The sequence below is a fragment of the Azospirillum largimobile genome, assembly GCF_977007025.2.
Genome location: NZ_CDRMUA020000001.1, coordinates 391,522 through 412,477 on the forward strand (window position 1 = coordinate 391,522; position 20,956 = coordinate 412,477).

Here is a 20,956-nt window from a genome sequence, read left to right on the forward strand (position 1 = left end):
CTATGGCGAAGCTGGGCAAGCGTCTGACCGACGCCTACAAGAACGTCGACCGCGACTCCTTCTACTCGCTGGAACAGGCCGTCACCCTGGTCAAGGGCGCCGCGAAGGCCAAGTTCGACGAGACCATCGAGATCGCGATGAACCTCGGCATCGATCCGCGCCACGCCGACCAGATGGTCCGCGGCGTCGTGAACCTGCCGAACGGCACCGGCAAGACCGTCCGCGTGGCGGTGTTCGCCCGTGGCGCCAAGGTCGATGAGGCTCTGGCCGCCGGCGCCGACGTGGTCGGCGGCGACGACCTCGCCGAACAGATCCTGGCCGGCAACATCAACTTCGACCGCTGCATCGCCTCGCCCGACATGATGGGCGTGGTCGGCAAGCTCGGTAAGGTTCTCGGCCCGCGCGGCCTGATGCCGAACCCGAAGCTGGGCACCGTGACCCCCGACGTGGCCGGCGCCGTCAAGGCCGCCAAGGCCGGCGCGGTGGAGTTCCGTGCGGAGAAGACCGGTATCGTTCACGCCGGCGTCGGCAAGGTCAGCTTCTCGGAAGAGGCGCTGGTCCAGAACATCCGCGCCTTCATCGATGCCATCAGCCGTGCCAAGCCGACCGGCGCCAAGGGCCAGTACCTGTTGAAGGTCTCGCTCTCGTCGACGATGGGCCCGGGCCTGAAGCTCGACCTCGCCAGCGTGTCGGCTCCCGCCGCCTGACGACCCGTTTCGCCGCCGCTGTCCCAGGGCAGCGGCGGTGACCGGGTGGACTGCCCGAGGGGGAAACCCCAACGGCGCCCACCCACCCCTGTCCGAGACCGCTGGTGTCCGAACCCGACCGCAAGGGAAGGGGAGGGCTTAAAATCCACCCGCGCAGACAGGAGTTGAACCCGTTTACCCCTCCGGCCCCGGCGCATGCGTGCGGTTGGTCCGGTTCAGGAACGGCTTGAACTTCTGGGACAGGTTCGCCGGACCTCCGGCCCTTCGGGGACGGGGGTTCATGTAAACCTCTGTGCAAGGAGGCGATCCGTGGATCGTACACAAAAAGAAGCGACGATCGCGGCTCTGCAATCGAAGCTCCAGGACACGGGCCTGGTGGTGGTCACCCACCATCTGGGCCTGACGGTGAAGGAAGTCACCGACCTGCGTGCGAAGGTTCGGGCTGCTGGCGCCAGCTTCAAAGTGACGAAGAACCGGCTCGCCCGTCGTTCCCTTCAGGGGACGCAGTTCGAAGGTCTGGACGGTCTCTTCAAGGGACCGACGGCGATCGCCTACTCGAAGGATCCCGTTGCGGCTGCCAAGGTGGTGGCCGACTACGCGAAGACCAACGAGAAGCTCAAGATCGTCGGCGCCAGCCTCGGCACCCAGATTCTGGACGCGGAGGGGGTCAAGGCCCTCGCCTCGCTCCCGTCGCTGGACGAACTGCGTGGCCGTCTCGTGGGCATGATCCAGACCCCGGCGACCCGTATCGCCGGTGTTCTCCAGGCTCCGGGTGGCCAGGTCGCCCGCGTGCTTGCTGCCTACGCGAAGAAGGACGACGAGGCGGCTGCCTAACCAGGCCTAGTCACTCGTTTTTCACATCCCCAGAACTCAAGTCGTTTGGAGTAGTAACATGGCTGATCTGCAGAAGCTCGTCGACGATCTGTCGGCCCTGACCGTCCTGGAAGCCGCCGAGCTGTCGAAGCTCCTCGAAGAGAAGTGGGGCGTCTCCGCCGCCGCTCCGGTGGCCGTCGCCGCCGCCGGCCCGGCCGCTGCCGCTGCCGCTCCGGCCGAAGAGCAGACCGAGTTCACGGTGATCCTCGCCGATGCCGGCGACAAGAAGATCAACGTGATTAAGGAAGTCCGTGCGATCACCGGCCTGGGCCTGAAGGAAGCCAAGGACCTGGTCGAGGGCGCTCCGAAGCCGGTCAAGGAAGGCGCCACGAAGGACGAGGCCGCCAAGATCAAGAAGCAGCTTGAAGAGGCCGGCGCCAAGGTCGATATTAAGTAAGACCTTGTTGCGTTACGGATCATACAGTTCCACGCCGGACGGCGGCCGGTCCCCCAGGGGACCTGCCGCCGCACGGCGTTTTCTGCCTTCCGCCGGACCGGGCTCGCCCGGCCCGGCTCTTTCCGTCCCCATCATGGGGATGGCCCGCGCGGGCGCCCTTGGGACCGGTCGACACCAGTCGGCTTGATCCCGCGGTCGGTTGAACGGTCGGTATAACGCGCATCACGTACAGACGTTTGGGGACATCCATGGCCAAATCCTTTACGGGTCGTAAACGTGTTCGGAAGAGCTTCGGGCGCATCCCGGAAGTCACCCAGATGCCCAACCTCATCGAGGTGCAGCGCAGCTCCTACGATCACTTCCTGCAAATGGACGTCGCCCCGGAAAAGCGGGCGAACCTGGGCCTGCAGGAAGTCTTCAAGTCGGTCTTCCCGATCAAGGACTTCTCCGACCGCGCGGTGCTGGATTTCGTCAAGTACGAGCTTGAGCAGCCGAAGTACGACGTCGAGGAGTGCCAGCAGCGCGGCATGACCTTCGCCGCCCCGCTGAAGGTCACCCTGCGCCTGTCCGTGTTCGACGTCGAGGAAGATACCGGCCTCCGGTCCATTCGCGACATCAAGGAGCAGGACGTCTACATGGGCGACATGCCCCTGATGACGGCCAACGGCACCTTCATCATCAACGGCACCGAGCGCGTCATCGTTTCCCAGATGCACCGCAGCCCGGGTGTCTTCTTCGACCATGACAAGGGCAAGACCCACGCGTCGGGCAAGTATCTGTTCGCCGCGCGCGTCATCCCCTACCGCGGTTCTTGGCTCGACTTCGAGTTCGACGCCAAGGATCTCGTCTATGTGCGCATCGACCGCCGCCGCAAGCTGCCGGCCACCACGCTGCTGTTCGCTCTGGACGGCGCGGAGACCGAGGCTCTGCGCACCGAGCGCAAGGCGAACCGCAAGGACCTGCTGCCCTACGAGGCGCAGGGCATGTCGAAGGAAGAGATCCTCAACTACTTCTACGACACCATCACCTACAGCCGCTCCGCCGGCGGTTGGAAGACCCCGTTCAGCGCCGAGCGCATGAAGGGCGTCAAGCTGGCGTCGGACCTGGTCGATGCCGCCACCGGCGCCATCGTCGCCGAGGCCGGCACCAAGATGACCCCGCGCGTCATCAAGAAGCTGGTCGAGGCCGGCCTGACCGAGCAGCAGGTCTCCACCGAGGAGCTGACCGGCCGCTATCTCGCCGTCGACATCATCAACGAGCGCACGGGCGAAGTCCTGTTCGAAGCCGGTGACGAGCTGTCGGCGAGCGACCTGGAGAAGCTGGAGAAGACCGGCGTCGACGAGCTGCCGGTGCTGGCGATCGACCACCTGAACGTCGGCGCCTACATCCGCAACACGATGAATGCGGACCGCAACGCCAGCCGCGAAGATGCGCTGATCGACATCTACCGCGTCATGCGTCCCGGCGAGCCGCCGACCCTCGAATCGGCCGAGGCGCTGTTCTCGGGCCTGTTCTTCGACAGCGAGCGCTACGACCTGTCGGCCGTCGGCCGCGTCAAGATGAACGCGCGCCTGAACTTCCAGACCGACGACCAGATGCGCGTTCTCCGCAAGGAGGACATCCTGGAGATCCTGAAGGTTCTGGTGAACCTGAAGGACGGCCGCGGCGAAATCGACGACATCGACCATCTCGGCAACCGTCGCGTCCGCTCTGTCGGCGAGCTGATGGAGAACCAGTACCGCGTCGGTCTGCTGCGCATGGAACGTGCGATCCGCGAGCGCATGAGCTCGGTCGAGATCGACACGGTGATGCCGCACGACCTGATCAACGCCAAGCCGGCCGCCGCCGCCGTGCGCGAGTTCTTCGGCTCGTCGCAGCTGTCGCAGTTCATGGACCAGACCAACCCGCTGTCCGAGATCACGCACAAGCGTCGCCTCTCGGCTCTCGGCCCGGGCGGTCTGACCCGCGAGCGCGCCGGCTTCGAGGTGCGCGACGTGCACCCGACGCACTACGGCCGCATCTGCCCGATTGAGACGCCGGAAGGTCCGAACATCGGCCTGATCAACTCGCTGGCGACCTACGCCCGCGTGAACCAGTACGGCTTCATCGAGAGCCCCTACCGCAAGGTCATCGACGGCAAGGTCACCAACGAGGTGGTCTACCTGTCGGCGATGGAGGAGGGCCGCTACGTCGTCGCCCAAGCGAACGCCGAGCTGAACCCCGACAACAGCTTCGCCGCCGATCTGGTGTCCTGCCGCCAGGGCGGTGAATACCTGATGTTCCGGCCGGAAGCGATCGACCTGATCGACGTGTCGCCGAAGCAGCTGGTGTCCGTCGCCGCGGCGCTGATCCCGTTCCTGGAGAACGACGACGCCAACCGCGCGCTGATGGGCTCCAACATGCAGCGTCAGGCGGTGCCGCTGGTGAAGGCGGACGCGCCGCTGGTCGGCACGGGCATGGAGGCGACCGTCGCCCGCGACAGCGGCGTGACCATCGTCGCCAAGCGTTCGGGCATCGTCGACCAGGTCGACGCCACCCGCATCGTCGTCCGTGCCACCGATAGCTCGGACAGCACGGCGCCGGGTGTCGACATCTACAACCTGCTGAAGTTCCAGCGTTCCAACCAGAACACCTGCATCACCCAGCGTCCGCTGGTGAAGGTGGGCGACCGGGTGAACGCCGGCGACATCGTGGCCGACGGCCCGTCGACCGATCTCGGCGAGCTGGCGCTCGGCCGGAATGTGCTCGTCGCGTTCATGCCGTGGAACGGCTACAACTTCGAGGACTCGATCCTCATCAACGAGCGCATCGTCAAGGACGACGTCTTCACCTCGATCCATATCGAGGAGTTCGAGGTCATGGCCCGCGACACCAAGCTGGGCCAGGAGGAAATCACCCGCGACATTCCGAACGTGGGTGAGGAAGCTCTGAAGAACCTCGACGAGGCCGGCATCGTCTACATCGGCGCCGAGGTCCGTCCGGGCGACATCCTGGTCGGCAAGGTGACGCCGAAGGGCGAAAGCCCGATGACGCCGGAAGAGAAGCTGCTGCGCGCCATCTTCGGCGAGAAGGCTTCCGATGTCCGCGACACCTCGCTGCGCCTGCCGCCGGGTGTGGTCGGCACCATCGTCGAGGTCCGCGTGTTCAGCCGCCGCGGCGTCGACAAGGACGAGCGCGCCCTGGCGATCGAACGTGCCGAGATCGAGAAGCTGGCCAAGGACCGCGACGACGAGCGCGGCATCCTGGAGCGCAGCTTCTACACCCGCCTGAAGGAAGTGCTGATCGGCCAGACCGCGCAGTCCGGTCCGAAGGGCATGAAGGGTGGCACCGTCCTGACCGACGAGGTGCTGGCCGGCCTGTCGAAGGGCCTGTGGCGCCAGATCGCCATCGCCGACGAGCAGGTGATGGAGACCGTCGAAAACCTGGCCAAGGTGTTCGACGACTCGATCAAGGCCCTGCAGGACCGCTTCGAGAACAAGGTCGACAAGCTGCAGCGCGGTGACGAGCTGCCGCCGGGCGTCATGAAGATGGTCAAGGTCTTCGTCGCGGTGAAGCGCAAGCTGCAGCCGGGCGACAAGATGGCCGGCCGTCACGGCAACAAGGGTGTCGTCTCGCGCATCATCCCGCAGGAGGACATGCCCTACCTGGAAGACGGCACGCCCGTCGATCTGGTGCTGAACCCGCTGGGCGTGCCGTCGCGCATGAACGTCGGTCAGATCCTGGAAACCCACCTCGGGTGGGCGGCCTCGGGTCTCGGCAAGCAGATCGGCCGTGCGGTCGACCAGTACCGTCTGGCGATCCGCCAGAAGGCGGAAGGCGCTCCCCAGTTGGAGGCCCTGCGCAGCACGCTGAAGTCGGCGTACGGCGAGGTGACCTACAACGAGGACATCGCCGACATGACCGACGGCGAGCTGCTGGAACTGGGCGGCAACCTGCGCAAGGGCGTGCCCTTCGCGACGCCGGTCTTCGACGGCGCCCGCGAGGAGGACATCTGCGTCCATCTGGAGCGTGCCGGTTTCGACCGGTCGGGCCAGTCGACGCTGGTGGACGGCCGCACCGGCGAGACCTTCGATCGCAAGGTCACCGTCGGCTACATCTACATGCTGAAGCTGCACCACCTGGTGGACGACAAGATCCACGCCCGGTCGATCGGTCCCTACTCGCTGGTCACGCAGCAGCCGCTGGGCGGCAAGGCCCAGTTCGGCGGTCAGCGCTTCGGTGAGATGGAGGTCTGGGCGCTCGAAGCCTACGGCGCCGCCTACACGCTGCAGGAAATGCTGACGGTGAAGTCGGACGACGTGTCCGGCCGCACCAAGGTCTACGAGGCCATCGTCCGCGGCGACGACAACTTCGAGGCCGGCATTCCGGAGTCGTTCAACGTGCTGGTCAAGGAGCTGCGCTCGCTCGGCCTGAACGTCGAACTGAACCAGCGGTCCTACTGAGCCGATTTGACGTGACCAAACCCCGGAACGGTGCGTTCGCGCCGTTCCGGGGTCATGCACTGCCCTTAACCGACAACGCGGCGATGCCAGCGGGAGACGGTCATGAATGAGTTGATGAACATTTTCGGCCAGGTCCAGGGGCCGCAGAGCTTCGATCAGATCCGCATCCAGATCGCGAGCCCAGAGCGGATCCGGTCCTGGTCCTACGGCGAGATCAAGAAGCCGGAAACCATCAACTACCGCACCTTCAAGCCGGAGCGCGACGGCCTGTTCTGCGCCCGCATCTTCGGCCCGATCAAGGATTACGAGTGCTTGTGCGGCAAGTACAAGCGCATGAAGTATCGCGGCATCATCTGCGAGAAGTGCGGCGTCGAGGTCACGCTGTCGAAGGTCCGGCGCGAGCGCATGGGCCACATCGAGCTGGCTTCCCCCGTCGCGCATATCTGGTTCCTGAAGTCGCTGCCGAGCCGCATCGGTCTGCTGCTCGACATGACGCTCAAGGATCTGGAGCGCATCCTCTATTTCGAAAACTACGTCGTCATCGAGCCGGGCCTCACCCCGCTGAAGCTGCATTCGCTGCTGAACGAGGAAGAGTACCTGAACGCCCAGGACGAGTACGGCGAGGATGCCTTCACCGCGTCGATCGGTGCCGAAGCGCTGCGCATCATGCTGTCCGCGCTCGACCTCGACGAGGAGAAGAAGCGCTGCCGTGAGGATCTGCGCGACACCAACTCCGAAGCCAAGCGCAAGAAGCTGGTCAAGCGCCTGAAGCTGATCGACGCCTTCCTGGCTTCGCAGTCGCGTCCGGAGTGGATGATCCTGGAAGTCATTCCGGTGATCCCGCCCGAACTGCGTCCGCTGGTCCCGCTGGATGGCGGCCGCTTCGCCACGTCCGATCTGAACGACCTGTACCGCCGCGTCATCAACCGCAACAACCGTCTGAAGCGGCTGATCGAGCTGAAGGCGCCGGACATCATCGTCCGCAACGAGAAGCGCATGCTGCAGGAGGCCGTCGACGCTCTGTTCGACAACGGCCGCCGTGGCCGCGTCATCACCGGCGCCAACAAGCGTCCGCTGAAGTCGCTGTCCGACATGCTGAAGGGCAAGCAGGGCCGCTTCCGTCAGAACCTGCTCGGCAAGCGCGTCGACTACTCGGGCCGTTCGGTCATCGTCGTCGGTCCGGAACTGAAGCTGCACCAGTGCGGCCTGCCGAAGAAGATGGCGCTGGAGCTGTTCAAGCCCTTCATCTACGCCAAGCTGGAGCTGTACGGTCTGGCCTCCACCATCAAGGCCGCCAAGCGGATGGTGGAAAAGGAACGTCCCGAGGTGTGGGACATCCTTGAAGAGGTCATCCGCGAGCATCCGGTGATGCTGAACCGTGCGCCGACGCTGCACCGTCTCGGCATCCAGGCGTTCGAGCCGACGCTGATCGAAGGCAAGGCGATCCAGCTGCACCCGCTGGTCTGCACGGCCTTCAACGCCGACTTCGACGGCGACCAGATGGCCGTGCACGTCCCGCTGAGCCTCGAGGCCCAGCTGGAAGCGCGCGTCCTGATGATGTCGACCAACAACATCCTGTCGCCCGCCAACGGCAAGCCGATCATCGTGCCGTCGCAGGACATCGTCCTCGGCATCTACTACATCTCCATGGACCGCCCGAGCGAGAAGGGCGAGGGCATGGTGTTCGCCAACGTCTCGGAGATCGAGCAGGCACTGAACGCCAAGGTCCTGTCGATCCATGCGAAGATCAAGGCGCGCTACGTCGGTGTGGACGACGAAGGCAACGAGCTGATCAGCATCGTCGAGACGACGCCGGGCCGCATGCTGCTGTCGGAGCTGCTGCCGCGTCACCCCAAGGTGCCGTTCTCGCTGATCAACCGCGTCCTCACCAAGAAGGACGTCGGCAACGTCATCGACGCCGTCTACCGCCACTGCGGTCAGAAGGAGACGGTGATCTTCGCCGATCGCCTGATGAAGCTTGGCTTCGGCCACGCCTGCCGCGCCGGCATTTCCTTCGGCAAGGACGACATGGTCATCCCCGCCGCCAAGGAGAAGCTGGTCAACGAGTCGAAGGAGCGGGTGAAGGAGTTCGAGCAGCAGTATCTCGACGGTCTCATCACCCAGGGCGAGAAGTACAACAAGGTCGTCGACGTCTGGTCGGAATGCACCGAAAAGGTCGCCTCCGAGATGATGAAGGCGATCTCGACCACCGAAGCCGGCAAGCCGGTCAACTCGGTGTACATGATGGCCCACTCCGGCGCGCGTGGTTCCGCCGCGCAGATCCGTCAGCTGGCCGGCATGCGCGGCCTGATGGCCAAGCCGTCGGGCGAGATCATCGAGACGCCGATCATCTCGAACTTCAAGGAAGGCCTGACCGTGCTGGAGTACTTCAACTCCACCCACGGCGCCCGCAAGGGTCTGGCCGACACCGCCTTGAAGACGGCGAACTCCGGTTACCTGACCCGTCGTCTGGTCGACGTGGCGCAGGACGCCATCATCGTCGAGCATGATTGCGGCACCGAGCGCGGCATCACCGTCAAGGCGGTGATCGACGGCGGCGAAGTGATCAGCCCGCTGGGCGATCGCATACTCGGCCGCACCGTGGTCGGCGACGTGATCGACCCGCTGAACGGCGAGCTGCTCGTCGAGGACGGCGGGCTGATCGACGAGCCGACGGTCGACCGCATCGAGCGCTCGGGCATCGACTCGGTCAAGATCCGCTCGGTCCTGACCTGCGAGACTCGCGACGGCGTCTGCGCCAAGTGCTACGGCCGTGATCTGGCCCGCGGCACGCTGGTCAACACCGGCGAGGCGGTCGGCGTCATCGCGGCGCAGTCGATCGGCGAGCCGGGCACCCAGCTGACGATGCGTACCTTCCACATCGGTGGTGCGGCGCAGCGCGGTGCGGAGCAGAGCCAGATCGAGGCGGCGTTCGACGCGACCGTGCGGATCAACAACCGCAACGTCGTCATGAACTCCTCCGGCATCCCGGTGGTCATGGGCCGCAGCACCGAAGTCATCCTGCTCGATGACCAGGGCCGCGAACGGGCGCGTCACCGCGTGCCGTATGGTGCCAAGCTGCTGGCGGACGAGGGCGTGAAGGTCGAGCGCGGCGCCAAGCTGGCCGAGTGGGACCCCTACACCCTGCCGATCATCACGGAGCGTGCCGGTACCGCCCGCTACATCGACCTCGTGGAGGGTATCTCCATGCGCGAGGTGATGGACGAGGCGACGGGCATCAGCTCCAAGGTGGTCGTCGACTGGCGCCAGCAGCCGCGTGGTGCCGATCTGAAGCCGCGCATCGCGCTGGTGGACGACCGCGGCGAGCTGATCACCCTGCCGAACGGCCTGGAAGCCCGCTACTTCATGTCGGTGGACGCTATCCTGTCGGTGGAGAACGGTGCCGAGGTCCGGGCCGGCGACGTGCTGGCGCGTATCCCGCGCGAGTCGTCCAAGACCCGCGACATCACCGGCGGTCTGCCGCGCGTGGCCGAACTGTTCGAGGCGCGTCGTCCGAAGGACTTCGCCATCATCTCGGAAATGAGCGGCCGCGTCGAATTCGGTAAGGATTACAAGACCAAGCGCCGCATCGTCGTCCGCAATGACGAGAGCGGTGACGAGAAGGAGTATCTGATCCCGAAGGGCAAGCACATCTCCGTGCAGGAAGGCGATTACGTCGAGCGCGGCGATCTGCTGATGGACGGCAACCCGGTGCCGCACGACATCCTGGCGGTGATGGGCGTGGAGGCCTTGGCCGACTACCTGATCAACGAAATCCAGGACGTCTATCGACTGCAGGGCGTGAAGATCAACGACAAGCACATCGAGGTGATCGTTCGCCAGATGCTGCAGAAGGTCGAGATCACCGACGCCGGCGAGACCACCTTCCTGGTGGGCGAGCAGGTCGACCGTCAGGAGTTCGACGAGGAGAACGAGAAGACGGTCGCCGAGGGCCTTCAGCCGGCCCACGGCCATCCGGTTCTCCAGGGCATCACCAAGGCCAGCCTGCAGACGCGGTCCTTCATCTCGGCCGCGTCGTTCCAGGAAACCACCCGCGTCCTCACGGAAGCGGCCGTCGGCGGCAAGGTCGACAACCTGGAAGGCCTGAAGGAGAACGTCATCGTCGGCCGTCTGATCCCGGCCGGCACGGGCTCCGTGGTGAACCGCCTGAAGCTGATCGCCGCCGAGCGTGATCGTGAAGCGGCCCTGGAAGCCGGCGCTCCGGAGGAAACTCCGGCCCTGCCGACCCCGGGCGAGGAAAGCTCCGCGGCCTGATCCGACGGGGCTGGTGAGTAGGGGAGGGGGCGCGTTCCGCAAGGGACGCGCCCTTTTTCATTGGGCAGCACGGGGGGCATCGGTACGGCTCCAATCGGGAAATACCGTCCTTGACTCTCTCCATGCCTTTCCCTAAAGTCCGCGAACTTCAAAGGACGCCGGGGCTCTCCGTGCGTCCGCTTGAATCCACCGATCCCGCCGATCGGAGTCCTCCGGTCGGCTTTCGCTCATTCAGCCCGCTCGGAACGGCAACGTTTCGCAGGCGGGCTTTTGCTTCGTCCGGCTCGTCCGGCCGAGTGATCTTGAAGGGATGAAGGGCAGATATGCCGACGATCAACCAGTTGATCCGTAAGCCGCGCGAGCCGTTGGCCGCGCGCAACAAGGTTCCCGCGATGGAGGCCTGCCCGCAGAAGCGTGGCGTCTGCACTCGCGTTTACACCACCACCCCGAAGAAGCCGAACTCGGCGCTCCGTAAGGTCGCCCGCGTTCGTCTGACGAACGGCTTCGAGGTGACGAGCTACATCCCTGGTGAGGGCCACAACCTCCAGGAACACTCGGTGGTCATGATCCGCGGCGGTCGTGTGAAGGATCTTCCCGGCGTTCGCTACCACATCATTCGCGGCACGCTGGATACCCAGGGCGTCAAGGATCGTAAGCAGCGCCGTTCGAAGTACGGCGCGAAGCGTCCGAAGTAAGGAGAACTCACGATGTCCCGTCGTCATCGCGCCGAGAAGCGTGAAGTCCTGCCGGACGCCAAGTACGGCGACCGCGTCCTGACGAAGTTCATGAACTGCCTGATGCTGGACGGCAAGAAGTCGGCCGCCGAAGGCATCGTCTACGGTGCGCTGGGCCGTATCGAGGTCAAGACCAAGAACGACCCCGTTCAGGTCTTCCACGATGCCCTCGCCAACGTGAAGCCGCACCTGGAAGTGCGCAGCCGCCGCGTCGGTGGTGCGACCTATCAGGTTCCGGTCGAGGTCCGCTCGGACCGCGCCCAGGCTCTCGCCATCCGTTGGCTGATCAGCGCCGCCCGCGCTCGCTCGGAAAACACCATGACCGAGCGTCTGTCGGGTGAGCTGCTCGATGCTGCCAGCCAGCGCGGCACCGCCGTGAAGAAGCGCGAAGATACGCACCGGATGGCGGAAGCCAACAAGGCGTTCTCGCACTACCGCTGGTAAGGTTCACGCCTGTCCTGGTGATTTTGCATGCCCCGTTCGCACGCCCTCGACCGTTACCGCAACATCGGCATCATGGCTCACATCGATGCCGGCAAGACGACGACGACCGAGCGCATCCTGTTCTATACCGGCAAGTCCTATCGCATGGGCGAGGTCAATGACGGCACCGCCGTCATGGACTGGATGGAACAGGAGCAGGAACGGGGCATCACCATCACCTCGGCGGCAACGACCTGTTTCTGGCGCGACCACCGCATCAACATCATCGACACGCCCGGCCACGTGGATTTCACCATCGAGGTCGAGCGGTCCTTGCGTGTCCTGGATGGCGCCGTTGCCATCTTCGACGCGGTTGCGGGGGTCGAGCCCCAGACGGAAACCGTGTGGCGGCAGGCCGACAAGTACGGCGTGCCGCGCATGGCATTCGTCAACAAGATGGACCGCGTCGGCGCGGATTTCGACCGCTGTGTCGTGATGATGGCTGACCGGCTTGGCGTAAAGCCGCTGGTCCTGCAGTTGCCCATCGGTGTCGAAGCGACCTTTTCCGGCATCGTCGATCTGGTCGCCATGCGCGCCACGATCTGGAAGGCCGAGACGCTCGGCGCCGAGTTCGAACACACCGACATTCCCGAGGATCTTGCCGAAGCTGCCGCAAGCGCCCGTCAGGCGCTGCTGGAGGCCGTGCTCGACCTCGACGAGGCGGCAATGGCCGCCTATCTGGAGCGGGGCGAGGAGCCTGCGCCCGACGCCCTGCGCGCGCTGATCCGCAAGGGCACGATCTCCAATGCGGTTGTCCCTGTGCTCTGCGGCTCCGCCTTCCGCAACAAGGGCATCCAGCCGATGCTGGACGCAGTGGTCGATTACCTGCCCGCACCGAACGACATCGGAGCGGTCAAGGGTCATGCCATCAATGGCGACCGCAATGAAGAGCGCGCGGCCAACGACAGCGCCCCCTTCTCCGGTCTGGCCTTCAAGGTGATGAACGACCCCTATGTCGGGACGCTCACCTTCTGCCGCATCTATTCCGGCACTGCGTCCGTCGGCGATTGGATGCTCAACCCGGTCAAGGGTGAGCGCGAGAAGATCGGCCGCATGCTGCTGATGCACGCCAACAGCCGCGAGGACATCGAGCGCGCCCACACCGGCGACATCGTGGCTTTCGCCGGCCTGGAGCACACCGCGACCGGCGACACGCTGTGCGATCCTGCCAAGCCCATCGTGCTGGAACGGCTGGACGTCCCCGAGCCCGTGATCGAAATCGTGGTCGAGCCGCGGACCGAGGCGGACCAGGAGAAGATGGCGGCGGCGCTGAACCGGCTGGGCCATGAAGACCCGTCGATGCGCGTGTCCATCGACCGCGAGAGCGGGCAGACCGTCATCCGCGGCATGGGCGAACTGCACCTCGACATCGTCGTCGACCGGATGAAGCGCGAGTTCCGCGTCGACGCCTCCGTCGGCGCACCGAAGGTGGCCTATCGTGAGACGGTGCTGCGCACGGCGGAGGTGGATCACACCCACGCCCGCCAGACTGGAGATCGTGCGCAGTTCGCGCGGGTGACGCTCAAGGTGGAATCCCTGGACCGCGGCGCCGGTTTTGTCTTCGAGAACCGCGCAGCCGCCCTGTCGCGCGACTACGTCGCCGGCGTTCAGCGGGGGCTGGAAGCCGCCAAGGGCAGCGGCGTCGTCGCCGGGTACCCGGTCGTCGACGTGAAGGTGACGCTGGTCGGCGGCGAGGCCCACGACGTCGATTCCTCGCCGCTTGCCTTCGAACTGGCGGCGCGGACCGCCTTCCGCGAGGCCATGACAAAAGCCGCTCCGGCGCTGTTGGAACCGCTGATGCGGCTCGAAATCATCACGCCGGACGACTATATGGGCGACGTCATCGGCGACCTGAACGGTCGCCGTGGACAGATCACCGGCATGGACCAGCGCGGCAACGCGCGAATCGTCACGGGACTGGTTCCCTTGGCGGCCATGTTCGGCTATGTGAATTCCCTGCGCTCCATGAGTCAGGGCCGCGCGCAGTACAGCATGCAGTTCGACCATTATGAGCCGGTGCCACAGGCCATCGCGGACGGCGTCCGCGCCAAGGTGGCCTGAAGACCGCTGGAACGATTGAGAAACGGAGAGACCAACCCATGGCCAAGGCAAAGTTCGAGCGGAACAAGCCGCACTGCAACGTTGGCACGATCGGCCACGTCGACCACGGCAAGACGTCGCTGACGGCGGCGATCACGAAGGTGCTGGCGGAGTCCGGCGGCGCCACCTTCACCGCTTACGACCAGATCGACAAGGCGCCGGAAGAGAAGGCGCGCGGCATCACGATCTCGACCGCCCACGTCGAGTACGAGACGACCAACCGCCACTACGCGCACGTCGACTGCCCGGGCCACGCCGACTACGTGAAGAACATGATCACGGGCGCTGCCCAGATGGACGGCGCGATCCTGGTCGTGTCGGCCGCCGACGGCCCGATGCCGCAGACCCGCGAGCACATCCTGCTGGCGCGCCAGGTCGGCGTTCCGGCGCTGGTGGTGTTCATGAACAAGGTCGACATGGTCGACGATCCGGAGCTGCTGGAGCTGGTCGAGCTGGAAGTTCGCGAGCTGCTGTCCTCCTACCAGTTCCCGGGCGACGACATTCCGATCACCAAGGGCTCGGCTCTGTGCGCCCTGGAAGACCGTCAGCCGGAGATCGGCCGCGACGCCGTGCTGGCGCTGATGAAGACGGTCGACGAGTACATCCCGCAGCCGGAGCGTCCGAAGGACCGTCCGTTCCTGATGCCGATCGAAGACGTGTTCTCGATCTCGGGCCGCGGCACCGTGGTGACCGGCCGTGTCGAGCGCGGCATCGTGAAGGTTGGTGACGAAGTCGAGATCGTCGGCCTGAAGGCCACGGTGAAGACGACGGTCACCGGCGTCGAGATGTTCCGCAAGCTGCTCGACTCGGGTGAGGCCGGCGACAACATCGGCGCGCTGCTGCGCGGCACCAAGCGCGAGGACGTCGAGCGCGGCCAGGTTCTGGCCAAGCCGGGTTCGATCACCCCGCACACCAAGTTCAAGGCCGAAGCCTACATCCTGACGAAGGAAGAGGGCGGCCGCCACACTCCGTTCTTCACCAACTACCGTCCGCAGTTCTACTTCCGTACGACGGACGTGACGGGCATGGTCTCGCTGCCGGAAGGCGTCGAGATGGTGATGCCGGGTGACAACGTCGCCATGGAAGTGGCTCTGATCGCCCCGATCGCCATGGACGAAGGCCTGCGCTTCGCCATCCGCGAAGGCGGCCGTACCGTCGGCGCCGGCGTCGTTGCCAAGATCGTCGAGTGATGACCGTCCGGCAGCCGCCGCAAGGTGGTCGCCGAAGCGGGCAGGATAGGGCGGCGGGAGCGATCCCGCCGCCGGTTGCAAGAGACGGGTCGTCTTCCCCCGCGAAAGCAGGCAGGGCGACCCGCCCGGTTCTAGCCATCGGGCGTCGGTGTTCGGAACCGTCCGCCTGTCGATCCAGCTTCCTCCGATCCGGGGGAGATTCAGGATTGACACGCGGGCGCTGAACGCCTAGAGATTACGCCCTCTGGATTTTGGGTTGGTGGTAGGCAGCTTCGGCCTAGACGCAGCCCGAGACGAACGGCACGGCGCGCCTCCACGGGGGCGCGCCGTCTGCTGAACGGAACATCCCCTTCGCGCATCCGCCGCGGGGGATGTTCTTTTTCGTATCGGCCCGTCGCATCGGTCACAGTGTCGCCCGTCGGCCCCGCTTGGGAGGTTCGGCGCGCGGCCTTGCGCTGTCGGCGAAGCCCCAAAGCAGCTCGTGGAGTTCCGGTGACGCGTCCGCGTCATCGCTAGAAGGTGCAAGGGACGTTTGGACATGGACAGCCAGAACATCCGCATCCGTCTGAAGGCGTTCGATCATCGCGTGCTCGACCAGTCGACCAGCGAGATCGTCAACACCGCCAAGCGGACCGGCGCGCGCGTGCGGGGCCCGATCCCCCTGCCGACGCACATCGAAAAGTTCACCGTGAACCGCTCGCCGCACATCGACAAGAAGTCGCGTGAGCAGTTCGAGATCCGCACCCACAAGCGCCTGCTCGACATCGTCGATCCGACGCCGCAGACCGTGGATGCGCTGATGAAGCTCGACCTCGCCGCCGGCGTCGACGTCGAGATCAAGCTCTGATTTTGGTTGGTAAGGGACCTCTCCACTCACGGACGTCCCTGGTCAGGAGATAAAGAACAATGCGATCCGGTTTGATCGCGCAGAAGGTCGGCATGACCCGCGTCTTCACGGACGACGGCCAGCATGTTCCGGTCACTGTGCTGAAAGTCGACAGCTGCCAGGTCGTCGCCGTTCGCACCGAGGAAAAGGATGGCTACACCGCCGTCCAGCTCGGCGCGGGCGCCATCAAGGTCAAGAACGTCAACAAGCCTGAGCGTGGGCATTTCGCCAAGGCGCGTGTGGAACCGAAGCGCAAGCTGGTCGAGTTCCGCGTCGATGCCGATGCCCTGATCGAGGTTGGCGCCGAGCTCTCGGCCGCCCACTTCGTCGCCGGCCAGTACGTCGACGTCACCGGCACCTCCATCGGCAAGGGCTTTGCCGGTGCGATGAAGCGCTGGAACTTCGGTGGTCTGCGCGCCACGCACGGCGTGTCGGTGTCGCACCGTTCGCACGGTTCGACGGGTAACCGTCAGGACCCCGGTAAGGTCTTCAAGAACAAGAAGATGGCCGGTCATCTCGGTGACGAGCGGGTTACGGTCCTGAACCTTCAGGTCGTCGCCGTCGACGAAGCTCGTGGTCTGATCATGCTCAAGGGTGCCGTCCCCGGCGCCGAGGGCGGTTGGCTGCGCATCCGTGACGCCGTCAAGAAGAAGGCTCCGGAAGGCCTGCCCTTCCCGGCCGGCATCAAGTCTGCTCCGGCGGCGGAAGCCCCGGCCGAGACGCAGGAGTGAGCGCCATGAAGGCCACGATCAAGAACCTGAACAACGAAGCCGTCGGCGAGATCGAGCTGTCGGATGCCGTGTTCGGCCTGCCGACCCGCACCGACCTGCTGGCCCGCATGGTGAACTGGCAGCTGGCCAAGCGCCGCTCCGGTAACCACAAGACCAAGGGCATCAGCGAGATCAGCGGCACGACCAAGAAGCCCTACTCGCAGAAGGGCACCGGTCGCGCTCGCCAGGGCTCCATCCGTTCGCCGCAGTTCCGCGGCGGTGCGACCATCTTCGGGCCGGTGGTGCGTTCGCACGCCCACGACCTGACGAAGAAGGTCCGCAAGCTGGCGCTCAAGACTGCCCTGTCGGCCAAGGCCGCCGAGGGCAAGCTGATCGTTCTCGAGGCTGCCGCTGCCGAGACTCACAAGACCAAGGAACTGGCCGCCCGTCTGGCCACCCTCGGCCTTACGTCCGCGCTGATCATCGATGGCTCGAACCTGGACGAGAACTTCGCCAAGGCTTCGCGCAACATCCCGCTGATCGACGTGCTGCCGGAGCAGGGCGCCAACGTCTACGACATTCTCCGCCGCGACACGCTGGTCCTGACCCGCAACGCGGTCGAGCAACTGGAGGCTCGCCTGAAATGAGCAAGCAGTCGAAACCTGCGGTGAGCCAGGAGCGGATGTACGACCTGATCCTCGCTCCCGTCATCACCGAGAAGTCGACGTTGGTGTCGGAGCACAACCAGGTCACGTTCCGCGTGCCGCTCACGGCCTCCAAGCCGGAGATCAAGGCCGCCGTTGAAGGTCTCTTCAACGTCAAGGTGACCGCGGTCAACACCCTGGTTTCCAAGGGCAAGACCAAGCGGTTCCGCGGCACCATCGGCCGTCGCTCGGACTTCAAGAAGGCCGTCGTCACCCTCGCCGAGGGTAACAAGATCGACGTGACCACGGGCATCTGAGCGGGAGTGTGATCCGATGGCTCTGAAGCAATACCGCCCGATTACGCCGTCGCTCCGCCAGCTGGTCATCGTTGACCGCTCGGAGCTGTGGAAGGGCAAGCCGGTCAAGACCCTCACCGAGGGCCTGACCAAGTCTGGTGGCCGCAACAACACCGGCCGCATCACTGCGCGCCGTATGGGTGGCGGTCATAAGCGTACCTATCGTCTGGTGGACTTCAAGCGTCGCAAGTTCGACGTTCCGGCCACCGTCGAGCGGCTCGAGTATGATCCGAACCGCACGGCCTTCATCGCGCTGATCAAGTACCAGGATGGGACCCTGTCCTACATCCTGGCGCCGCAGCGCCTGAAGGTCGGCGACACGGTGATCTCGGGCGAGCGCGTCGACGTGAAGCCCGGCAACGCCATGCCGCTGAAGAACATCCCCGTCGGTTCGATCGTGCACAACGTCGAGCTGAAGGCCGGCAAGGGTGGTCAGGTGGCTCGTTCCGCCGGTACCTACCTGCAGCTGGTCGGCCGCGACGGCGGCTACGCCCAGCTGAAGCTGCCGTCCGGCGAGCTGCGCATGGTTCGCGGCGAGTGCATGGCCACCCTTGGTGCCGTGTCCAACCCGGACCAGATGAACACCAACCTGGGCAAGGCCGGTCGCAACCGCTGGCTGGGCAAGCGTCCGTCGGTCCGTGGCGTCGCCATGAACCCGATCGACCACCCGCACGGTGGTGGTGAGGGTCGTACCTCGGGCGGCCGTCATCCGGTCACGCCGTGGGGCAAGCCGACCAAGGGCAAGAAGACTCGTCACAACAAGAAGACGGATGGCCTGATCCTGCGCCGCCGTCATTCGAAGTAAGGAGGTCGAACGATGGCACGCTCCGTTTGGAAGGGCCCGTTCGTCGACGGCTATCTGCTGAAGAAGGCGGACAAGAGCCGGGCTTCGGGCCGCAACGAGATCATCAAGATCTGGTCGCGTCGTTCGACCATCCTGCCGCAGTTCGTCGGTCTGACGTTCGGCGTCTACAACGGCCACAAGTTCCTGCCGGTTCTGGTTACCGAGCACATGATCGGTCACAAGTTCGGCGAGTTCGCTCCGACGCGGACCTTCTATGGCCACGCGGCGGACAAGAAGGCGAAGAGGAAGTAAGCCATGGGCAAGTCTGCCAATCCCAGCCGGATCGCGGAGAACGAGGCTCTGGCCCGCAATCCGATGATCCGCACCAGCCCGCGGAAGCTCAACCTCGTCGCCCAGCTGATCCGGAACATGGATGCCAGCCGCGCCGTGGCCGAGCTGACCTTCTCCAAGCGCCGCATCGCCGGCGAGGTGAAGAAGGTCCTGCAGGCCGCGATCGCGAACGCCGAGAACAACCACCAGCTCGACGTCGACCGTCTGTACGTGTCGTCGGCGACGGTCGGTCGCGCTCTGGTGATGAAGCGCTTCCACGCCCGTGCCCGCGGTCGCGGCGCCCGGGTCGAGAAGCTGTTCAGCAACCTGACGATCATCGTTCGCGAGCGTGACGCCGCCGTTGCCGAGGGGGCCGAGTAATGGGTCAGAAAATCAATCCGATCGGGCTGCGCCTCGGCATCAACCGGACCTGGGACAGCCGTTGGTTCGCCAAGCGCGACTACGCCAACCTGCTGCACCAGGACCTGAAGCTGCGTGGCTATCTGCAGGGTCGCCTGCAGCAGGCCGGTTGCTCGCGCGTCGTCATCGAACGTCCGGCCAAGAAGGCCCGCATCACCATCCACTCGGCTCGTCCGGGCGTGGTGATCGGCAAGAAGGGCGCGGACATCGAGAAGCTGCGTCAAGAGCTGTCGAAGATGACCGGCAGCGAGGTGAGCCTGAACATCGTCGAGATCCGCAAGCCGGAGATCGACGCTCGCCTCATCGCCGAGAACATCGCCAGCCAGCTCGAGCGCCGTGTGGCATTTCGTCGCGCCATGAAGCGCGCCGTGCAGTCCGCCATGCGTCTGGGCGCCCAGGGCATCCGGATCAACTGCTCGGGTCGTCTCGGCGGTGCGGAAATCGCCCGCATGGAGTGGTACCGCGAGGGCCGCGTTCCGCTGCACACCCTGCGCGCCGACATCGACTACGGTGTGGGTACCGCCAAGACCACCTACGGCACCTGCGGTGTCAAGGTGTGGGTGTTCAAGGGCGAGGTCATGGCTCACGACCCGATGGCGCAGGACAAGCGCATGGGTTCCGAGCCGGTGTCGACCGACGGCGAGCCGCGCCGCGATCGTCACGATCGCCGCGACCGTCGCGAGCGCTCCGAGCGCTCCGAACGCGAGTAAAGGGGCCGAGCGATGCTTTCTCCCAAGCGCACGAAATTCCGTAAGGCCCACAAGGGCCGCATCCACGGCAACGCCAAGGGCGGCACCGCCCTGAATTTCGGCTCCTACGGCCTGAAGGCCCTGGAGCCGGAGCGCATCACCGCCCGTCAGATCGAAGCGGCCCGCCGCGCGATCACCCGTGCGATGAAGCGTCAGGGCCGCGTCTGGATCCGCATTTTCCCGGACCTCCCCGTCTCCACCAAGCCCGCCGAAGTCCGCATGGGTTCCGGTAAGGGTTCGCCGGAGTACTGGGCGGCTCGCGTGAAGCCGGGCCGCATCCTGTTTGAACTGGACGGCGTGCCGGCAGATGTGGCAAAAACCGCCTTCGCTCTGGCGGCCGCGAAGCTGCCGATCAAGGTGAAGCTGGTGACCCGCCTGGGCGGTGTCGAGGAGACCGCGGCATGAAGGCCGTAGACATTCGTACGAAGAGCGCGGATGAGCTGAACGATCAGCTCCTCCAGCTCAAGAAGGAACAGTTCAACCTGCGTTTCCAGAAGGCCTCCGGCCAGCTGGAGAACACCGCGCGGGTGAACACGGTGCGCCGCGACATCGCCCGCATCAAGACCATCCTCGGCGAGCGTGCCCGCTCCGCCGACGCCGGCAAGTAAGGGGGATCATCCATGCCTCGCCGCGTTCTGCAGGGCACGGTGGTCAGCGACAAGTGCGACAAGACCGTTACGGTTCTTGTCGAGCGTCGTGTCATGCACCCCGTGTACAAGAAGTTCATTCGTCAGTCGAAGAAGTACGCCGCCCACGACGAGGGCAACCAGTTCAAGGTCGGCGATACCGTTTCGATCATCGAATGCCGCCCGATCTCGAAGTCCAAGCGTTGGACGGTCGTGACGGAATCCGCCGCCGACAGCGGCGCCGCGTGAT

General features: G+C 65.2%; 20 protein-coding genes. All 20 read left to right on the forward strand.

From position 1 onward, the window contains the following. Positions 1-2 precede the first annotated feature (2 nt). A complete protein-coding gene (gene rplA, locus ACWPKK_RS01845) occupies positions 3-707 on the forward strand; it encodes a 50S ribosomal protein L1 (protein WP_452000685.1) in 705 nt (234 codons plus the stop codon). A gap of 309 nt (positions 708-1,016) precedes the next feature. Continuing rightward, positions 1,017-1,541 carry a 50S ribosomal protein L10 gene (gene rplJ / locus ACWPKK_RS01850; protein WP_098740499.1) on the forward strand — a complete coding sequence of 175 codons (525 nt, stop codon included), beginning with the start codon at positions 1,017-1,019 and terminating at the stop codon, positions 1,539-1,541. A 58-nt stretch (positions 1,542-1,599) separates the two neighbouring features. Continuing rightward, on the forward strand, positions 1,600-1,977 hold the full coding sequence (gene rplL / locus ACWPKK_RS01855) for a 50S ribosomal protein L7/L12 (protein WP_014246882.1): 378 nt from the start codon (positions 1,600-1,602) through the stop codon (positions 1,975-1,977). 248 nt (positions 1,978-2,225) lie between these two features. Beyond that, a complete protein-coding gene (gene rpoB, locus ACWPKK_RS01860) occupies positions 2,226-6,419 on the forward strand; it encodes a DNA-directed RNA polymerase subunit beta (protein WP_324869606.1) in 4,194 nt (1,397 codons plus the stop codon). 102 nt (positions 6,420-6,521) lie between these two features. Then, positions 6,522-10,694 (forward strand): DNA-directed RNA polymerase subunit beta', encoded by a 4,173-nt coding sequence (rpoC, locus tag ACWPKK_RS01865; protein ID WP_324869607.1) that lies wholly within the window; start codon positions 6,522-6,524, stop codon positions 10,692-10,694. A gap of 323 nt (positions 10,695-11,017) precedes the next feature. Beyond that, positions 11,018-11,389, forward strand: a complete 372-nt coding sequence (gene rpsL, locus ACWPKK_RS01870; protein WP_012973201.1) for a 30S ribosomal protein S12 — start codon at positions 11,018-11,020, stop codon at positions 11,387-11,389. A 12-nt stretch (positions 11,390-11,401) separates the two neighbouring features. Further along, positions 11,402-11,872 carry a 30S ribosomal protein S7 gene (gene rpsG, locus ACWPKK_RS01875; protein WP_012973202.1) on the forward strand — a complete coding sequence of 157 codons (471 nt, stop codon included), beginning with the start codon at positions 11,402-11,404 and terminating at the stop codon, positions 11,870-11,872. A 27-nt stretch (positions 11,873-11,899) separates the two neighbouring features. Beyond that, positions 11,900-13,972, forward strand: coding sequence for an elongation factor G (gene fusA / locus ACWPKK_RS01880; RefSeq protein WP_452000686.1), 2,073 nt, complete (start codon positions 11,900-11,902; stop codon positions 13,970-13,972). Between the two features lie 38 nt (positions 13,973-14,010). After that, positions 14,011-15,201: an elongation factor Tu gene (gene tuf / locus ACWPKK_RS01885; RefSeq protein ID WP_014246875.1), complete on the forward strand. Its 1,191-nt coding sequence runs from the start codon at positions 14,011-14,013 to the stop codon at positions 15,199-15,201. A gap of 538 nt (positions 15,202-15,739) precedes the next feature. Further along, positions 15,740-16,048, forward strand: coding sequence for a 30S ribosomal protein S10 (gene rpsJ / locus ACWPKK_RS01890; RefSeq protein ID WP_012973204.1), 309 nt, complete (start codon positions 15,740-15,742; stop codon positions 16,046-16,048). 59 nt (positions 16,049-16,107) lie between these two features. Further along, positions 16,108-16,818, forward strand: coding sequence for a 50S ribosomal protein L3 (gene rplC, locus ACWPKK_RS01895; protein WP_044549480.1), 711 nt, complete (start codon positions 16,108-16,110; stop codon positions 16,816-16,818). 5 nt (positions 16,819-16,823) lie between these two features. After that, the gene (rplD, locus tag ACWPKK_RS01900; RefSeq protein WP_044549482.1) at positions 16,824-17,444 is read left to right on the forward strand and encodes a 50S ribosomal protein L4; all 621 of its coding nucleotides are present in this window, start codon (positions 16,824-16,826) and stop codon (positions 17,442-17,444) included. Next, positions 17,441-17,758, forward strand: a complete 318-nt coding sequence (locus ACWPKK_RS01905) for a 50S ribosomal protein L23 (protein ID WP_012973207.1) — start codon at positions 17,441-17,443, stop codon at positions 17,756-17,758. The genes rplD and ACWPKK_RS01905 overlap by 4 nt, the downstream gene beginning before the upstream one ends. A 16-nt stretch (positions 17,759-17,774) precedes the next feature. Further along, positions 17,775-18,602 carry a 50S ribosomal protein L2 gene (gene rplB / locus ACWPKK_RS01910; RefSeq protein ID WP_012973208.1) on the forward strand — a complete coding sequence of 276 codons (828 nt, stop codon included), beginning with the start codon at positions 17,775-17,777 and terminating at the stop codon, positions 18,600-18,602. A gap of 12 nt (positions 18,603-18,614) precedes the next feature. Continuing rightward, on the forward strand, positions 18,615-18,893 hold the full coding sequence (rpsS, locus tag ACWPKK_RS01915) for a 30S ribosomal protein S19 (RefSeq protein WP_012973209.1): 279 nt from the start codon (positions 18,615-18,617) through the stop codon (positions 18,891-18,893). 3 nt (positions 18,894-18,896) lie between these two features. Further along, entirely contained in the window at positions 18,897-19,292 is a 396-nt protein-coding gene (rplV, locus tag ACWPKK_RS01920; protein WP_014246892.1) for a 50S ribosomal protein L22, read from the forward strand. Beyond that, on the forward strand, positions 19,292-20,041 hold the full coding sequence (rpsC, locus tag ACWPKK_RS01925) for a 30S ribosomal protein S3 (protein ID WP_014246893.1): 750 nt from the start codon (positions 19,292-19,294) through the stop codon (positions 20,039-20,041). The genes rplV and rpsC overlap by 1 nt, the downstream gene beginning before the upstream one ends. A gap of 12 nt (positions 20,042-20,053) precedes the next feature. Beyond that, positions 20,054-20,485: a 50S ribosomal protein L16 gene (gene rplP, locus ACWPKK_RS01930; protein ID WP_012973212.1), complete on the forward strand. Its 432-nt coding sequence runs from the start codon at positions 20,054-20,056 to the stop codon at positions 20,483-20,485. Further along, positions 20,482-20,688 carry a 50S ribosomal protein L29 gene (rpmC, locus tag ACWPKK_RS01935; protein WP_012973213.1) on the forward strand — a complete coding sequence of 69 codons (207 nt, stop codon included), beginning with the start codon at positions 20,482-20,484 and terminating at the stop codon, positions 20,686-20,688. The genes rplP and rpmC overlap by 4 nt, the downstream gene beginning before the upstream one ends. A gap of 12 nt (positions 20,689-20,700) precedes the next feature. Next, on the forward strand, positions 20,701-20,955 hold the full coding sequence (gene rpsQ / locus ACWPKK_RS01940; RefSeq protein WP_042694099.1) for a 30S ribosomal protein S17: 255 nt from the start codon (positions 20,701-20,703) through the stop codon (positions 20,953-20,955). Position 20,956 lies beyond the last annotated feature (1 nt).

Excerpts from the sequence above, each read along its gene's own strand:
- rplC (WP_044549480.1), top strand. The coding sequence starts at position 16,108 with ATGCGATCCGGTTTGATCGCGCAGAAGGTCGGCATGACCCGCGTCTTC.
- rplB (WP_012973208.1), top strand. The coding sequence starts at position 17,775 with ATGGCTCTGAAGCAATACCGCCCGATTACGCCGTCGCTCCGCCAGCTG.
- rpsS (WP_012973209.1), top strand. The coding sequence starts at position 18,615 with ATGGCACGCTCCGTTTGGAAGGGCCCGTTCGTCGACGGCTATCTGCTG.
- tuf (WP_014246875.1), top strand. The coding sequence starts at position 14,011 with ATGGCCAAGGCAAAGTTCGAGCGGAACAAGCCGCACTGCAACGTTGGC.
- rplP (WP_012973212.1), top strand. The coding sequence starts at position 20,054 with ATGCTTTCTCCCAAGCGCACGAAATTCCGTAAGGCCCACAAGGGCCGC.
- rplV (WP_014246892.1), top strand. The coding sequence starts at position 18,897 with ATGGGCAAGTCTGCCAATCCCAGCCGGATCGCGGAGAACGAGGCTCTG.
- rpoB (WP_324869606.1), top strand. The coding sequence starts at position 2,226 with ATGGCCAAATCCTTTACGGGTCGTAAACGTGTTCGGAAGAGCTTCGGG.
- rpsC (WP_014246893.1), top strand. The coding sequence starts at position 19,292 with ATGGGTCAGAAAATCAATCCGATCGGGCTGCGCCTCGGCATCAACCGG.
- rpsG (WP_012973202.1), top strand. The coding sequence starts at position 11,402 with ATGTCCCGTCGTCATCGCGCCGAGAAGCGTGAAGTCCTGCCGGACGCC.
- fusA (WP_452000686.1), top strand. The coding sequence starts at position 11,900 with ATGCCCCGTTCGCACGCCCTCGACCGTTACCGCAACATCGGCATCATG.
- rplA (WP_452000685.1), top strand. The coding sequence starts at position 3 with ATGGCGAAGCTGGGCAAGCGTCTGACCGACGCCTACAAGAACGTCGAC.
- rpsQ (WP_042694099.1), top strand. The coding sequence starts at position 20,701 with ATGCCTCGCCGCGTTCTGCAGGGCACGGTGGTCAGCGACAAGTGCGAC.
- rplL (WP_014246882.1), top strand. The coding sequence starts at position 1,600 with ATGGCTGATCTGCAGAAGCTCGTCGACGATCTGTCGGCCCTGACCGTC.
- rpsL (WP_012973201.1), top strand. The coding sequence starts at position 11,018 with ATGCCGACGATCAACCAGTTGATCCGTAAGCCGCGCGAGCCGTTGGCC.
- rpoC (WP_324869607.1), top strand. The coding sequence starts at position 6,522 with ATGAATGAGTTGATGAACATTTTCGGCCAGGTCCAGGGGCCGCAGAGC.
- rpsJ (WP_012973204.1), top strand. The coding sequence starts at position 15,740 with ATGGACAGCCAGAACATCCGCATCCGTCTGAAGGCGTTCGATCATCGC.
- rpmC (WP_012973213.1), top strand. The coding sequence starts at position 20,482 with ATGAAGGCCGTAGACATTCGTACGAAGAGCGCGGATGAGCTGAACGAT.
- ACWPKK_RS01905 (WP_012973207.1), top strand. The coding sequence starts at position 17,441 with ATGAGCAAGCAGTCGAAACCTGCGGTGAGCCAGGAGCGGATGTACGAC.
- rplD (WP_044549482.1), top strand. The coding sequence starts at position 16,824 with ATGAAGGCCACGATCAAGAACCTGAACAACGAAGCCGTCGGCGAGATC.